The sequence below is a fragment of the Enterobacter ludwigii genome (assembly GCF_001750725.1).
Taxonomy (GTDB): domain Bacteria; phylum Pseudomonadota; class Gammaproteobacteria; order Enterobacterales; family Enterobacteriaceae; genus Enterobacter; species Enterobacter ludwigii.
Window position 1 is genome coordinate 693315 of the sequence record NZ_CP017279.1, and the last position, 15145, is coordinate 708459.

The 15145-nt window shown below is 55.2% G+C and carries 17 protein-coding genes; 12 read left to right on the forward strand and 5 right to left on the reverse strand.

What is annotated here, in order from left to right; all coding sequences use genetic code 11:
* Nucleotides 1-5: 5 nt before the first annotated feature.
* From artI to BH714_RS03260, 3 genes are all read right to left on the reverse strand, one after another.
* Nucleotides 6-737 carry an arginine ABC transporter substrate-binding protein ArtI gene (gene artI / locus BH714_RS03250; RefSeq protein WP_020884864.1) on the reverse strand — a complete coding sequence of 244 codons (732 nt, stop codon included), beginning with the start codon at nucleotides 735-737 and terminating at the stop codon, nucleotides 6-8.
* A 20-nt stretch (nucleotides 738-757) separates the two neighbouring features.
* Nucleotides 758-1486, reverse strand: a complete 729-nt coding sequence (artP, locus tag BH714_RS03255; RefSeq protein WP_014169324.1) for an arginine ABC transporter ATP-binding protein ArtP — start codon at nucleotides 1484-1486, stop codon at nucleotides 758-760.
* A gap of 226 nt (nucleotides 1487-1712) precedes the next feature.
* On the reverse strand, nucleotides 1713-2231 hold the full coding sequence (locus BH714_RS03260) for a lipoprotein (protein WP_040017025.1): 519 nt from the start codon (nucleotides 2229-2231) through the stop codon (nucleotides 1713-1715).
* A 97-nt stretch (nucleotides 2232-2328) separates the two neighbouring features.
* Between BH714_RS03260 and BH714_RS03265 the strand changes: the two genes are divergently transcribed.
* The 3 genes from BH714_RS03265 to BH714_RS03275 all read left to right on the forward strand — a co-directional run bounded on the left by BH714_RS03265 (nucleotide 2329) and on the right by BH714_RS03275 (nucleotide 4371).
* Nucleotides 2329-2652: a heavy metal-binding domain-containing protein gene (locus BH714_RS03265; protein ID WP_006174327.1), complete on the forward strand. Its 324-nt coding sequence runs from the start codon at nucleotides 2329-2331 to the stop codon at nucleotides 2650-2652.
* Entirely contained in the window at nucleotides 2649-3479 is an 831-nt protein-coding gene (locus BH714_RS03270; protein ID WP_040017027.1) for an N-acetylmuramoyl-L-alanine amidase, read from the forward strand. The genes BH714_RS03265 and BH714_RS03270 overlap by 4 nt, the downstream gene beginning before the upstream one ends.
* A 268-nt stretch (nucleotides 3480-3747) precedes the next feature.
* Nucleotides 3748-4371 carry a helix-turn-helix domain-containing protein gene (locus BH714_RS03275; protein ID WP_032677768.1) on the forward strand — a complete coding sequence of 208 codons (624 nt, stop codon included), beginning with the start codon at nucleotides 3748-3750 and terminating at the stop codon, nucleotides 4369-4371.
* On the opposite strand, the gene BH714_RS03280 is transcribed toward BH714_RS03275, so the two are convergent.
* Together BH714_RS03280 and BH714_RS03285 are read right to left on the reverse strand one after the other, a co-directional pair.
* Nucleotides 4372-4968, reverse strand: a complete 597-nt coding sequence (locus BH714_RS03280) for a hypothetical protein (protein WP_040017029.1) — start codon at nucleotides 4966-4968, stop codon at nucleotides 4372-4374. It lies immediately after the preceding gene.
* Nucleotides 4968-6530 carry an ExeA family protein gene (locus BH714_RS03285; protein WP_040017030.1) on the reverse strand — a complete coding sequence of 521 codons (1563 nt, stop codon included), beginning with the start codon at nucleotides 6528-6530 and terminating at the stop codon, nucleotides 4968-4970. Before BH714_RS03285 ends, BH714_RS03280 begins: the two co-directional genes overlap by 1 nt.
* Before the next feature lie 300 nt (nucleotides 6531-6830).
* Between BH714_RS03285 and gspC the strand changes: the two genes are divergently transcribed.
* The 9 genes from gspC to gspK are packed head-to-tail and all read left to right on the forward strand — an operon-like array spanning nucleotide 6831 to nucleotide 15131.
* Nucleotides 6831-7562 carry a type II secretion system protein GspC gene (gene gspC / locus BH714_RS03290; RefSeq protein ID WP_040019006.1) on the forward strand — a complete coding sequence of 244 codons (732 nt, stop codon included), beginning with the start codon at nucleotides 6831-6833 and terminating at the stop codon, nucleotides 7560-7562.
* Between the two features lie 13 nt (nucleotides 7563-7575).
* Nucleotides 7576-9492 (forward strand): type II secretion system secretin GspD, encoded by a 1917-nt coding sequence (gene gspD / locus BH714_RS03295; RefSeq protein WP_040017031.1) that lies wholly within the window; start codon nucleotides 7576-7578, stop codon nucleotides 9490-9492.
* 14 nt (nucleotides 9493-9506) lie between these two features.
* The gene (gene gspE, locus BH714_RS03300; RefSeq protein ID WP_040017032.1) at nucleotides 9507-10985 is read left to right on the forward strand and encodes a type II secretion system ATPase GspE; all 1479 of its coding nucleotides are present in this window, start codon (nucleotides 9507-9509) and stop codon (nucleotides 10983-10985) included.
* Nucleotides 10985-12193 carry a type II secretion system inner membrane protein GspF gene (gene gspF, locus BH714_RS03305; protein WP_014169333.1) on the forward strand — a complete coding sequence of 403 codons (1209 nt, stop codon included), beginning with the start codon at nucleotides 10985-10987 and terminating at the stop codon, nucleotides 12191-12193. Before gspE ends, gspF begins: the two co-directional genes overlap by 1 nt.
* A 3-nt stretch (nucleotides 12194-12196) precedes the next feature.
* Nucleotides 12197-12646: a type II secretion system major pseudopilin GspG gene (gene gspG, locus BH714_RS03310; protein ID WP_014169334.1), complete on the forward strand. Its 450-nt coding sequence runs from the start codon at nucleotides 12197-12199 to the stop codon at nucleotides 12644-12646.
* Complete coding sequence (gene gspH / locus BH714_RS03315) at nucleotides 12646-13131, forward strand: type II secretion system minor pseudopilin GspH (RefSeq protein ID WP_014169335.1); 486 nt, start codon at nucleotides 12646-12648, stop codon at nucleotides 13129-13131. Before gspG ends, gspH begins: the two co-directional genes overlap by 1 nt.
* On the forward strand, nucleotides 13124-13504 hold the full coding sequence (gene gspI, locus BH714_RS03320; RefSeq protein ID WP_040017033.1) for a type II secretion system minor pseudopilin GspI: 381 nt from the start codon (nucleotides 13124-13126) through the stop codon (nucleotides 13502-13504). Before gspH ends, gspI begins: the two co-directional genes overlap by 8 nt.
* A complete protein-coding gene (gene gspJ, locus BH714_RS03325) occupies nucleotides 13501-14124 on the forward strand; it encodes a type II secretion system minor pseudopilin GspJ (RefSeq protein WP_040017034.1) in 624 nt (207 codons plus the stop codon). The genes gspI and gspJ overlap by 4 nt, the downstream gene beginning before the upstream one ends.
* Nucleotides 14121-15131, forward strand: a complete 1011-nt coding sequence (gspK, locus tag BH714_RS03330) for a type II secretion system minor pseudopilin GspK (RefSeq protein ID WP_040017035.1) — start codon at nucleotides 14121-14123, stop codon at nucleotides 15129-15131. Before gspJ ends, gspK begins: the two co-directional genes overlap by 4 nt.
* Nucleotides 15132-15145: the final 14 nt, after the last annotated feature.

Here is a 15145-nt window from a genome sequence, read left to right on the forward strand (position 1 = left end):
AGGAATTACTTCTGGAACCATTTTTTGTAGATGGTTTCGTAGGTGCCGTCTTTCTTCACTTTTTCCAGCGCAGCGTTGAATTTCTGCTGCAGCTCAGTGTTGCCCTGACGAACGGCAATACCCAGACCCGTGCCGAAGTAATCCTTGTCGGTCACTTTATCGCCCACTGGCGCCAGTTTATCGTTGGCTTTCAGCCACTCGGTCACCACGGCGGTGTCGCCGAACACGCCATCAATACGGCCGTTCTGCAGATCCAGCTTCGCATTCTGGTAGCTGTCATACGGAACGGTGGTGATTTCCGGGTGTTTATCCATGATGAATTTCTGGTGCGTGGTGCCGTTCTGCACGCCCACTTTCTTGCCTTTCAGCTGATCAACCGACGTGAATTTGCCTTTCTGACCAATAAACAGGGCAGAGTTGTCGTAGTAAGGGGTGGTGAACAGAACCTGTTTTTCGCGCTCAGGGGTGATATCCATTCCGGCCATAACGGCGTCGATACGGCGGAACTTCAGGCTTGGGATCAGGCTGTCGAACGCCTGGTTGCTGAAGGTACAGGTTGCGTCGATCTCTTTACACAGGGCGTTTGCCAGATCCACGTCAAAGCCGACAATTTTATTGTTCGCATCAATGGATTCAAACGGAGGATAAGACGCTTCAGTCGCGAAACGAATCGTCTGGGCTGCGGTAGCGGAAAGGGTGACGCTGGCGAGCAGCGCGGCAAGTAATACTTTTTTCATTATCATTTCCCCTGACACAATCAATGAGATAAATAGTTTTTGAACGCATCGGTTTGCGGGTTTGAGAAGCAGCTCGCATCACCTTGCTCAACGATATACCCGTTTTCCATGTAGACCACGCGGCTGGCCGTTTTGCGCGCCACTTCCACTTCATGGGTTACGATGACCTGAGTAATATGGGTTTCCGCCAGCTCGCGAATGATGCTCACGATCTGGGCAGTAATTTCGGGATCCAGCGCCGCGGTCGGTTCATCAAACAGCAGTACCGCAGGCTCCATCATCAGCGCACGGGCAATCGCCACACGTTGCTGCTGACCACCGGACAGGTGCAGCGGATAGCGGTCGCTGTAAGGCTTAAGGCGCAGACGCTCCAGCAGCTTATCCGCACGCGCGATCGCCTGATCTTTACTTAAGCCCAGCACGCGGCACGGGGCTTCGATCAGGTTTTGCAGTACGGTCAGATGCGGCCAGAGATTGTATTGCTGGAAGACCATGCCAACGTTTTGACGCAGTTCACGAATCGCTTTATCAGACGGTGTTTTCGCGAAATCAAAATGGTTACCGGCGATAGCCAGCGTACCCGAACGGGGCATTTCAAGCAGATTAAGGACACGCAGAAGGGAGCTTTTACCTGCACCGCTTGGGCCAAGCAAAACCAGCGTTTCGCCTTCCGGGCAGTCCAGCGTGATGTCAAACAGCGCCTGGTGTGCGCCGTAGAAGCAGTTAATGCCGTTTAGTTTAATACTCATCGGGGCAGTCTTTACTCATCCAGGCAATCTATAGCAATTGAGGCCGCAGATAGTACCGTTGACAGAATAGTTATGCAATATTTCTGCGTTAAAAGTTAAATATAACCCGCAATACCCTCTAAACATAGCACAAAATAGCGAGCGGCAATGTCGGCGAGTATAAATGTCGGCATTCCGCATGAAATGCCGCACATTTTACGGGGTTAACGCTTTTTAAACGGGAGGCTTAGCGGTTTTCAATTGACTGGCGGAGCGTGCCTGCCGGGGCGTGAACGTTGCCACCGACGTACCTTACGTCGTCCACCGCCCAGCACTGACCTTCACGGATCATCAGCACTTCATCCTGCCAGGTCTGGGTTCCCTGTGTCAGTTTGACGCGCAGGGGAATGTTTCGCGCATCGGTGTTTGGGATCGTTGAAGCACTGGTGACCTCGGCGCTGTCAGGCAGCGTGGCGCGGCTGGAGAACGGATCGGATTTAAGCAGCGCGTTATGCTGCGGATCGCGGGTGGCGTCGCTCAGCAGTTTCGCCAGGCCGTCACTCAGATACGGTCGCAGGGCGGTAATATCATTGCTACGGTGCTGTATGCGGTAATCATAGAACTGTTGCGCCACGGTATCCGGGCCGCCCTCAATGCATGGGCCGCTGCGGGTACCAATATCCTTAAAGGCTGGCGTGACCGTGGTGGTGCAGGCGCTGAGCACCAGCGCGCAGGGCACGAAAAGTGTTAAAGCTGAATAGCGCATGTTGATTTCCTTATTTATTAACTATCCTTTCAATCATAGCGTAACGAACCGATAATGCTGTACCTAAGGCATTGAACGCTAAAGAAGGAGAGAAAGTATGCAGTTTTCAACAACGCCTACCCTGGAAGGGCAACCTATTACCGAGTACTGCGGCGTGGTCACCGGCGAAGCCATACTGGGCGCGAACATTTTCCGGGACTTCTTTGCCGGCATTCGCGATATCGTGGGGGGACGTTCTGGCGCGTATGAGAAAGAGCTGCGCAAAGCCCGCGAAATTGCGTTTAAAGAGCTTGGCGAACAGGCCAAGGCGCTGGGTGCAGATGCCGTGGTAGGTATCGATATTGACTACGAAACGGTCGGTAAAGATGCCAGCATGCTGATGGTGAGCGTAAGCGGTACGGCGGTGAAAACCCGTCGATGAAGCGCTCGCTTGCCACACTCCTGCTGGCGCTGTTGCTGGCAGGGTGCGCCACGGAAAAAGGCATTATTGATAAAGGTGCCTATGAGCTGGATACCCGCCATCAGGCCCAGGCGGCTTACCCGCGTATAAAGGTGCTGGTGATCCACTACACCGCCGATGACTTTGACAGCTCGCTGGCGACGTTAACCGACAAGAATGTCAGCTCTCACTACCTGATCCCCGCCAAACCGCCTGCCCCTGAGGGCAAACCGCGTATCTGGCAGCTGGTACCGGAGAGCGAACTGGCATGGCATGCCGGCATCAGCTTCTGGCGTGGCACCAACCGTATTAATGACACCTCCGTGGGGATTGAGCTGGAAAACCGGGGCTGGCAAAAAACGGCGGGAGTAAAACACTTCACCCCGTTCGAGCCGGTGCAAATTGCTGCTCTGATCCCGCTCGCCAAAGACATTATCGCCCGCTACGACATTAAGCCGCAGAACGTCGTCGCGCACTCTGATATTGCCCCCCAGCGTAAAGACGATCCCGGCCCGCTGTTTCCCTGGCGCGAACTGGCGCAGCAGGGAATGGGTGCCTGGCCCGATCCGGACCGCGTCAACTTTTATCTCAATGGGCAGCCACGCTATCAGGAAGTGGACAGCGCACTGCTGCTCGATCTGTTAGCGCGGTATGGCTATGAAGTGCCTGAGGCTGCCACAGCCCAGCAGCAGAAAAGAGTGATTACCGCGTTTCAAATGCACTTCCGTCCACAGCTGTGGAATGGTGTGGCTGACCGGGAAACGCTGGCCATCGCTGAAGCGCTTCTGGAAAAGTACGGACAGGGGTGATCCTGCGGGATACCCCCTCGTGAGTATTTTTCGCGTAATTTAAGTAAGATTAATCTTAAGTACAAACTCAATTCATTTTTAGTTAATTGACTTAAAATTATCCGGATTTAAGATGGACACATAGCTTGCTAAGTAAAGCAGCAAATTAACGTAAACAATTTCTACTTTTATTTTCTCCTTGAGTGTTTCATCAGGAAAATATTCCTGGGTTGAGGCCTTACGTCTTAATCCTGAGTTTTATATTTCACATCTTAAATTGGGTATAATAATGTTAAGCATCTACGGTAAAAAATTACGTCCGCAAAACGAAGTCAACGCAATTATTTCTGCAACGTCAGGATTTGAAGAGAAGACGTTAAAAAAGTGGCAGAAAATATCTACCAGTGATTCACAGTATATTCATATTATCGTCAGTGGCGACGTTGAGTTCCGCCGCGAATCTGATGAACTGTGCATGTTCACCGTTCAGGGGCCGTGTATATTTGGGCTTTGTTCTATGTTTTACAGCGCCACGCACATGTATGGCCTCATTCGGTCAAATACCGTCGTGCGCTCGATAAAAAAAGAGGCCTTCGCCCAGCTAATGACTGAAAACAATCTGTGGCCGGAACTGACGAAAGTGCTCTCCTGGTATATTTGTATGCTGAGCAAGCGTGACGATGTGCTGGTTGCCCGCAGTGCCTATTCGGTAGTGCGCGAATTTTTATACGAGATTAATGAACTGATTGTTCAACATCAGCGTGATATCAACATATATGACTATATTCAGGAATACACCAACCTGGCACGCAGTACCATTATTAAAATTCTCTCCGACCTGAAAAAAGGTCAGTATATTGTGGTGGAAAAGGGGCGACTCCTTAACCTGACATCCTTGCCTGAAAAATATTAATTACTCCAGCCGGTCTCCTTTATGACGTAAAGGGGACCGGGAAATATCCTGCGTTTCGTCAACCGGCGGCGCGGGAATTTTGCCTTGCGAATAATCCTGCTCTTGTTCTTTTAACGCCTGCTTAAACAATTCTGTTAATGAGGAACTGTCGCTGCCAGCCCGTGCAGAAGTGTCGGTGTGCGCCCCGGTACCGGGTAACGTATCCCGCGCGGTATCGTGCTGAGCCGCTCCTTCAGGCGCCTGCTGCCAGTCGGTATCATCGCCGTTAATCGGCAGATCCTGCAGGGCAGGCATATCCTCATGCACCGGCGCAGGTTTAGGGTGCGGATGCGGGAAGGGTTTGCTCACATACACATAATGCATATCTGAAAGCTGTGTTTCCGGTCTGGCGCTGCTCGCGTTGATGGGAGCGGGGGTAGGGTGGCGCAGATCCCAATACACATGCGCGTACAACCCGGCCATCAGCATGGCGCACAGACCCAGGAGTCCTAAAACGGTGTGGGCAAAAACGTGTCTCAGTCCGGGAAGGCGATATGAAAACCAGACCGCTTCCCCGGTGGTGTAACTGCGCTGAGCCGCAAGGCTGATAGTAGACATCAGGAATGCTTCTCCTGCATTTTAGCATCCGGTATTGCATGCGAAGCCTGGATCAATACGCTCGGCGTGGTGTTGGTTTCCCGCATTAACTGCATTAATGTCTCTTCGCCGGGAATACCGTCCACATGCAGATGCATTTTTTGCTGGAACGCGCGGGTGCGTTTCATCATCTCCGCAGTCCAGCGCTGAGCGTGGGTTTCAGGTTGAGAAAGGGCCTGGCTCAGCTGCTGATCAAGCCAGGTCATCTCTTTGCCGTCACTGGTTGCGCTGATGGCGTCTTTACCTTCCGGCGTCAGGCGGTGCAGTTGCGTATAGTTTCCGGTTGCATGCCGGTTAAACCAGCTGCGGCTGACCTGCCAGGTCCGGTTATTCATCAGTAAGTCCATCGAGGTTTCTCCGACGCGGGCGACCACCGCATAGTTAAGATGATTGCCGGTTTTGAGCTCGCTCACCCACGGATAACCTTCGCCTGCCAGCGCATCCGGAGAGGCATTTCCCTGCTTACACATCAGGTTTACCTTCACCGCGTTTTGACACAGCGCATCTTCCGCCGAGGCGTCATACCCCCACATCAGATAAAGCTGATGCATCGCGTCCGGCTGATTGACTATTTCCTTGTCGATAACCGGCACGACGGGGGCCTGAACGGGGGCGGCCGGGTGATTCCAGCTTATCGGGACCGGCAGCGAAACCGGGAGGCGAGCAGTCATTGAGGCGGTAAAATACCAGCCGCAAGCCGCGAACAGCACAGAGGCAAACAGTGAAACCGTTGCCAGACGCTTACCCTGTTTTTTCGCGGGCAGCACCTCTGCGGCCGCCAGGCGTAAATGTCGCGGACTGACCTGGCTTGCGCGTTCGGTCCAGGCCGCGAGCATCGACAGGTGCGCCAGCGCATTCAGTTCACTGATTTTCCCTTTTGTCATTGCGTGTATCTTACGCACGCGCGCCGGGGATAACGGCGAGCTTTCGCCCCCGTGCTCTTCGCACTGCGCCTGCACGTAGCTGAGATATTCACGGCAGGTCAGGGGGCGCAAGGTGTGGTGGGTATGCACATATTCACGCAGATCAGATTGCTGTAGCAGCGCCGCCTGATTTTCCGCGCCCGTCAGCACCACCGATAAATGACACCCCAGCTCCTGCGCACGGGTGAGCAACATCCCCAGCACCGTCCGGCAGGTCTCTTTCATGGCTTCAGTATGGGAAAAGACCAGCACGGTGGCCTGTGTTTTCCCGGCTTGCCACTGCTGCAGCACGGTATCGACCGCCTGAATACGGCTGGCGATTGCTTTCGTGTCCGGGCTGAGCTTGTACAGCAGGCTACTGGCGCTCAGTTTTGGAAACGCGTTGATGGCAAGAACGCGGTTGTCGCTGTTTTTCAGCGCATCGCTGAACTGGCCCAACAGCGAGGTATCGTCGCTAAAGAGCCCGCATATTCCCGCCTGTTGGGTTTTCTCTTTCAGCAGGTTAAAGACGTCCTGATGATAAGGCACCAGAAAATCCCCGGATAAGCGGGTGACCTTCCTGAAGGGCGGGGTTTTAAAAGTAAAGTGGCTCTGATACATAACGACTTACCGTCTCTGATTAGGAATAGCAACAGGTCGTGAAATTACGGTAAGGAGACGGGGCGATCAATTTTTCAACTGGGTAAAAATATCCGGCAGAAATGTCCTAACACCTCGGTTTTAGACGGTCAATAATTTTCTTTATTAAAGTTGGTGGCGAAGTCGATGGTCGTATTCACCGCGTCTCATTACTCTCTTCACACGTTTTGTCGCAGCGTGATGCTGCTTATTTTCGCTTTGTTAAAGGCCAGATGAAAAATGAGGTTCTCATTTCTGTCACGGTGGATAACCCCTTGCATGATGTTGGCGCTGTTAATTTTTAGCGGCCAGCAAGGGTATTTCACGTTTAAAGATTATAAAAAGGTTACGAATAGGTTGGCTAACGCCGATGCGCAGCCGCTGAAAAACCGCCGCGAAGAGAAAACATTCACGCTTTTCACGGCGGCAGCACGTCAGGACATTGGGCCGGCTGCGCTAAAAGCCCCGCTGGCGGCGGAAATAGAAGGCATTGTGCGCAGTGATGACCCCTGGCTTTCCTTCGCTGTTATTAAAACGCCCGCGGGCCAGAAGAGCTACCGCGAAGGGGAGCCGCTGACCGGGTTTAACGATGCCTTTATTCAGGAAATTAACAAAGACAGTGTCGTCGTGAATTATGAAGGCATCACGCAGACGCTGGCCTTAAAGAAACCGGATTATTTCAAGGGCGGCGTTGATAGCGGCCCGGTAACCAAATCGACAAAAGATGCAGGCGCAGACACGCTGCATCTGAATGATTATCTGGTATTAAAACCGGTTGTCGAAAAAGGCCAACTGGAAGGCTATGCCATTAATCCCCGGAATGCCTCTTCCTTTTATAGCCATTCAGGACTGAAAAAAGGGGATGTGGCAGTCGAAGTGAATGCTGTCGATATGACCAATGAAGTAAAGGCAAAAAATATTATTGCTGAATGGTCAAAAATGAAAGAAGCGGAGGTTGTCGTCAGACGTCACGCTCACCTTGAAAATATTCGGGTCAATGTTCTTAACAATTAATAAGTGTACAGACATGAAGAAATTTCCATGGGCGTGCGTGGCGCTGACCGCATTGTCGTTATATTCGGGTTCGCTGCTCGCAGCCAACTTTAGCGCGAGTTTTAAAAATACCGATATCCGCGAGTTTATCGATACGGTAGGCCGTAACCTTAACAAAACCATTCTCGTCGACCCGTCGGTTCAGGGTTCCGTATCCGTCAGAACCTACAACGTGCTGACGGAGGATGAGTATTACCAGTTCTTCCTGAGCGTGCTGGATCTCTACGGTCTCTCGGTGATCCCGATGGATAACGGCATGGTTAAAGTGGTGCGCTCAAGCGTGGCCCGCACCGCCGGTGCGCCGCTGGCAGACAGCACAAACCCGGGCAAAGGCGATGAGATTATTACCCGTGTCGTGCGCATGGAAAACGTGCCGGTGCGTGAACTCGCGCCGCTGTTGCGTCAACTGAACGATGCTACCGGCATCGGCAACGTGGTGCACTTCGAGCCTTCCAACGTGCTGCTGTTAACCGGTAAAGCGTCCGTGGTGAACCGGCTGGTGGATCTGGTCCAGCGCGTGGATAAAGACGGTGTTCAGCGTCGCGAAATCGTCCCCCTGCGCTTTGCTTCCGCCAAAGCGCTCTCCGACATGTTGAATAATCTCAACAACGAAGAGCAGAAAGGGCAGAACGCGCCGCAGTTGGCCACCAAAGTGGTGGCGGATGACGAAACCAACAGCCTGGTGATCAGCGGTTCGGAAGATGCGCGCACGCGTACCCGCAGCCTGATCCATGAGTTAGATCGCGAGCAGAACAACGAGGGGAATACCCGCGTCTTCTATCTCAAGTACGCCAGCGCCACCAAAGTGGTTCCGGTGCTCACCGGTATTGGCGAACAGCTGAAAGACAAAACCGGCACCGCGAAGGCGAAAACGGCCACCGCGGCGACCGATCTGAATATTACCGCCGACGAGTCAACCAACTCGCTGGTGATCACCGCGCAGCCTAACGTGATGAACTCTCTGGAGAAGGTGATCGACAAGCTCGACATCCGCCGTCCGCAGGTGCTGGTGGAAGCCATCATTGCTGAAGTGCAGGACGGCAACGGTCTGGATCTCGGCGTGCAGTGGACCGGCAAGCACGGTGGCGTCCAGTTCGGCTCCACCGGCCTGCCCATTAGTCAGATAAAAAATGGCACCATCAAGGGCGCCAGCTTTACTGGCCTGGCGACCGGCTTCTTTAACGGTGATTTCGGTGCGCTGATGACCGCGCTCTCAACTGACGGCAAAAACGACATCCTTTCCACGCCAAGCGTGGTCACGCTGGATAACAAAGAGGCGTCATTCAATGTCGGTCAGGACGTGCCGGTGCTTTCCGGTTCGCAGACCACCAGTGGTGATAATGTCTTTAACTCCGTAGAGCGCAAGACGGTGGGGACCAAACTGAAAATTGTGCCGCAAATCAACGACGGCGACATGATCCACCTGAAGATTGAGCAGGAAGTCTCAAGCGTCGACAACAGCGCAACGGAAGACGCCAGCCTTGGCCCAACCTTTAATACCCGAACCATCAATAACGAAGTGATGGTGCACAGCGGGCAAACGGTGGTGCTCGGCGGCCTGATGGAGAATGTCACTAAGCAGTCGGTCTCCAAAGTGCCGCTGCTGGGGGATATTCCGCTGGTCGGGCAGCTTTTCCGCTACACCTCGCAGGACGCGTCCAAACGCAACCTGATGGTCTTTATTCATACCACCGTGCTGCGTGACGACGACAACTACAGCGCGGCGTCGAAAGAGAAATATGACCAGATCCGCGCCCGCCAGCAGCAGCGCGTTGAGGAGAAAAAGCTCGGGATCATTGAACCGGCGGATAACGCCGTGTTACCCGCGTTCCCTGCTGCGAGTGCTGCATCGGTGAAAACCAGCGCGTCCCGCAATCCGTTTAAAGAGTAAGGCGGAGGTATCACGTGGACGAACTGAGCAAAACCCTGTGTAGCAGCGGCTACGCAAAAGATAACGGCGTTTTATTTTTTCACGATGCGGTCTATATCCGTGATGACACCCCGGCACTCGCGCTGCTGGAAGTGCGTCGGGTGCTGGGACGCGCGTTTGTCCCGGTCACCCTGACGGCGGAAGCCTTCGATGAAATGCTGGCCAGGATCTGGCAGCAGAGCAGCGGGGTGTCCCAGCAACTGGTGGACGATATGGACGCCGATATCGATCTGATGGCGTTAACCGAGGAGATCCCGGACAACGAAGATCTGCTCGATAACGATGAAAACTCGCCGGTGATCCGCCTGATCAACGCCATTCTCGGCGAGGCGGTAAAAGAGGGCGCGTCGGATATTCATATTGAAACCTTCGAGCGTACGCTGAGCATTCGCTTTCGCGTCGACGGCGTGCTGCGTCCGGTGTTGCAGCCCGCGCGTAAGCTCGCGCCGCTGCTGGTTTCGCGTATCAAGGTGATGTCCCGGCTGGATATCGCGGAGAAACGTCTGCCGCAGGATGGCCGTATTTCCCTGCGCATTGGCCGTAAGGCGGTCGACGTGCGCGTATCGACCATTCCGTCCCAGTATGGTGAACGCGTGGTCATGCGTCTGCTCGATAAAAGCAATCTCAAGCCTGATATCAACAAGCTTGGGCTGATTGATGAAGAACGGGAGAAGTTACAAGGGCTGATTGACCGCCCGCACGGCATTATCCTGGTCACCGGGCCAACGGGTTCCGGTAAAAGTACCACCCTGTACGCGATTCTCTCGGCGCTGAACGGCCATGAGCGCAACATCCTGACCGTAGAAGATCCTATTGAATACGAGCTGGAAGGGGTGGGGCAGACGCAGGTTAACCCGCGCGTGGACATGACCTTTGCCCGCGGGTTACGCGCAATTCTGCGCCAGGACCCGGACGTGGTGATGATCGGCGAAATCCGTGACGCCGAGACGGCACAAATTGCGGTGCAGGCGTCGCTCACCGGTCACCTGGTCATGTCTACGCTGCACACCAACAGCGCCGCCGGGGCGATAACCCGCCTGCGGGATATGGGGCTGGAGTCGTTTTTAATCGGTTCATCGTTACTGGGGGTCATTGCCCAGCGTCTGGTGCGTCGGCTGTGTCCGCACTGCCGTACCACCAGTCCGCTGGATGACAATGAAAAGGCGCTGTTCAGCTTTATGGACCAGCCGCCACATGCGATTTATCGCGCGGTGGGGTGCGAACACTGTCGCCAGAGCGGCTATCAGGGGCGCGCCGGTATTCATGAGTTTCTGGTGGTCGACAGCACCCTGCGCCGCGCCATTCATGAAGATAAAGACGAAATGGCCATCGAAACCGAACTCTTTAAGCAGGCCTACAGCCTGCGTGAGAACGGGCTGCTGAAGGTGATCGGTGGCGTCACTTCGCTGGAAGAGGTGATGCGCGTCACCGCCGAGCGCGGAGGAGATACGTAATGGCCTTCTACGCCTGGACGGCGAGGGATACCGCGGGCAAAACCCGGCGTGGCACGTTGCAGGCTGAGGGGCAAAAGCAGGTCCGCCAGATGTTGCGCGAGCAAAAGCTGATGCCCGTCAGCATCAACGAAACCCGTGAGGTTGCGGCTGCCGGTAATGCGAACGCCGGGGCAAAACTCTCCACGCCGGTGCTGTCGATGTTTACCCGTCAGCTGTCGACGCTCGTCAACGCTGCGCTGCCGCTGGAGAGCGCGCTGAAGGCAATCGCGAAACAGACGGAGGATAAAAAGCTCGCGGCGATGGTGGTGGACATCCGCGAGAAGGTGGTGGAAGGGCATACGCTGTTTGACGCTTTCAGCCAGTTTCCGCGCAGCTTCGACAAGCTCTACTGCACGCTGGTAATGGCCGGTGAAAAGACCGGCCATCTGGGCGACGTGCTGGAAAAGCTGGCCGAGTACAACGAGCAGCGTCAGAAGATGAAAAGCAAACTGACGCAGGCGATGGTCTACCCGATCACCCTGACCGTGGTGGCCATCGCGGTGATCGGCATTCTGCTGGTGGCGGTTGTGCCCCAGGTGATTGAGCAGTTCACCCATATGAAACAGCAACTGCCGATCACCACCCGCACGCTGATCGCGGTGAGTGATTTCCTGCAGGTTTACGGCCTCTATATCGTCGGCAGTCTGGCAGGCGGGATGATGGGTTTTAAGGCCTGGCTTCGAAACGCTAAAAATCGTTTTCGCTGGCACGGCTGGCTGGTGAACGGTTCGCCCGTCAAAAAGCTGGTCTGCGCCATCAACAGCGCCCGCTATATCCGTACCCTGAGCATTTTGCAGGCCAGTAGCGTGCCGCTGCTGGAGGGGATGTATATCGCGATGGACGGGATCGAAAACCGGTATGCCCGGCAGGTGCTGGAGCAGGCGGCGGATACCGTGCGCCAGGGTGCATCGCTTTATGCGGCTCTGGAGCAGGCGAAATTATTCCCGCCGACCATGCTGTATATGATTGCCTCCGGGGAAGAGAGTGGGGAATTAGGCCATTTAATGGACCGCGCGGCGGAAAACCAGGAATCGGCATTACAGCATCGTATTACGTTAACGTTGTCGGTATTTGAACCGGCACTGGTGGTATCTATGGCGACGATTGTTTTATTCATCGTCCTGTCAATATTACAACCGCTTCTGCAACTTAATAATATGGTAGGTTAAATCATGGCTATAAAACGTAAACACCTGGCTCGCCAGGCGGGCTTCACCTTGCTCGAATTAATGGTGGTTATTGTTATTCTCGGCGTACTCGCGAGTATGGTGGTACCCAATTTAATGGGTAATAAAGAAAAAGCGGATACCCAAAAAGCGACCAGCGATATCGTCGCGCTCGAAGGCTCGCTGGATATGTATAAGCTGGATAATCACCGCTATCCCACCACCGAGCAGGGCTTGCAGGCGCTGGTCACGAAGCCAGAGATTGCGCCCATTCCCAACGGCTACCGTGCGGACGGTTATATCCGCCGCCTGCCGCAGGACCCGTGGGGCGGGGATTATATTCTGGTCAGCCCGGGTGAACACGGTGCCGTAGACGTTTTCTCCGCCGGTCCGGATGGCGAAGCCAATACCGCCGATGATATTACAAACTGGTCTCTGGATAAGAAAGAGAAATAATGAAACGTCAACGCGGCTTTACGTTGCTGGAAATTATTCTGGCGCTGGTGATATTTGCCAGCTGCGCCATGATGGTGGTTTCAACAATACCCTCACGCAGCGGTGCGGATATATTTGGTCAGCAATTAAAAGCCCTCGTTGATTATGGTTCAGACCGGGCAGTGATGGACGGAAATATCGTGGGGTTGGTTATGACCGCGGATAAATACCGGCTGGTGACGCTCGAGGATAAAAACGGTGAGCGTCACTGGGTGTCGTTATCCGCGGGGCGGATAACGACCCGGGGTGATTTCCCGCCGGAGATGCACGTCTCGCTCACGCCGCAGCGTCTCGCCGCCACGGTGACATCCGAACCGCAGGTGTTATTTCTGCCGGACGGTGAAATCAGCCGCTTTACGCTGGCGCTGCAAAGCCGCGACAACGCGCACCATTTCCGCGTGGTGTCGCAAGGCGCGGCCCCTGTAACGGTAGAAAACGATGGCTAACGGCAAGAGAAAGCAAAAGGGGATGACGCTGCTGGAGGTGATGGTCGCGCTGGTCATCTTCTCCACCGCCGCACTGGCGCTGATGAACTCGGTCTCCCTGAACGTGCGTTTCACCCACGGGCTGGCCGATACATTGCAGGCCAGCTGGGTCGCCGAAAATCAACTGGCGGAGGCGCAGCTCAACAGACGTGATTTTCCTGACGCTGAAGCGCAGGGGGCAGAGGTCATGGGCGGGCGCAGCTGGGCCTGGCGAAAGCAGCGCATAAAAACCGCGGCTAACGGCTGGGCGAATGCCATCCGCGTCTATGCAGAAGGCGATGAAAGCCAGCCGGTTATTTCACTGCAGGTCATCGCGCCGGGAGAGGAACCGTGAAGAAAATCCGACGCCAGCGGGGATTTACCCTGCTGGAGATCATGATTGCGCTGACCATTTTTGCAGTGATCAGCACCCTGGCCTGGCAAATCCTCGACGGGGCGATGCGCACCAGTTCGGCGACGGAGGCCAGCGCGGCAAAGCTCAATCAGCTTCAGCGTGCCTGGAACCTGATGGAACGCGATTTCTATCAGCTTCAGGCGCGTGCGCCGCGCAACGAGCCGGATACATTTCGTCAGGGGGATGACGGCCTTGAGCTGACCACGCTGAACGGCGTGAGCGGAACCGTACAGCTGGAGCGCGTGCGCTGGCGGCTGGAAGAGGGGCGACTGTACCGGGATGTCTGGCCGGTGATTGACAGCCCGGCGGATGCCAGACCCGATGCGGTGCCGATTGTCGACGAGGTGAAATCCCTGCAGTGGCGTTTTTACCGTCAGGGCTGGCAAAAAAGCTGGAACGACCCGGCACATCTGCCGGATGGCGTCGAGCTGACGCTGACGATGGAAAACGGGGAGACCTGGCGCTGGGTGTTTACGACGCCGGGCGATATCCCTGAGGCCGCCGCGCCAGCGCCCGCAGACGCATCTGCCGCGCCACCTGCAGCGGAAGCGACATCATGAAGGCTTTACGTAAACAGAAAGGCGTCGCACTGCTGGTGGTACTGATCCTGCTGGTCATGATGTCGGCGCTGGCTGCCAGAATCAGCCAGCAGTTCTGCCGCAATCTGCAGAAAACCCATTACCAGGTGAGTCAGCAGCAGCTGCGCTGGGCCATGCAGGCTCAGGAGAAGGTGGTCAAAGATCGTCTGCAGAGCGACGCCAGCGGTGAGAGTAAAGCCCTTACTCTGCAGGGTGACTGGCACCAGCCGCTGGAGACCCGGGGTGACGATTACACGGTGGTCAGCCAGGTGGAAGACGCCCAGGACTGCTTCAACGTGAATAACCTGCTGGCGGCCGATGACATCGCGCAGGGGCAAAATGCGCCCGTGGTGCCGGAAAAACCGCGAAAAGAGCAGATTGTTGAGCAACTCCTGACCGGGAGTGGCCTCAGCCAGCCCACAGCGCACGAGGTTTACTCGCAGCTGGTGGACTATCTGGATGGCGATACCACCACGGCCAGCGAGGGGGCGGAGAGCGATGCCTGGGCAGGCGTGGTGCCCCCCCGGCAGCCCGCAAACCAGATGATGCGCACGATCGCTGAGATCACGCTGCTGCCGGCATTTCCGACAACGGCATACCGGAAGGTGAGCACGCTGCTGTGTGCCTTACCGGATACCGCCAGCAAGGTGGATGTGAACACCCTGAAACCGGAACAGGCCGCCTTACTGGCCGCCATGTTCCCCGGAAAAATAACGCAAGACGATGCCGTACGCCTGATTGAATCGCGACCTGAAACCGGCTGGGAAAATATGGAAACCTTCAGCAACGTGCTGGAGCAGGCCTTCCCGCAGGTGAAAGACGACCTTCCGCAGCTGGCCGGACAACTCTCCACCCAAAGCCGGTACTTCCGCGTTAACTATACCGGCAACACCGATGCGCTAACGCTCCGCGTGGTAAGCCAGCTTCAGGTCAATAACGAAGCCGGTGAGATCGTGACGTGGCAACGTCGTTACCGAATGATTGAATAAGAAAAGCAGATGGC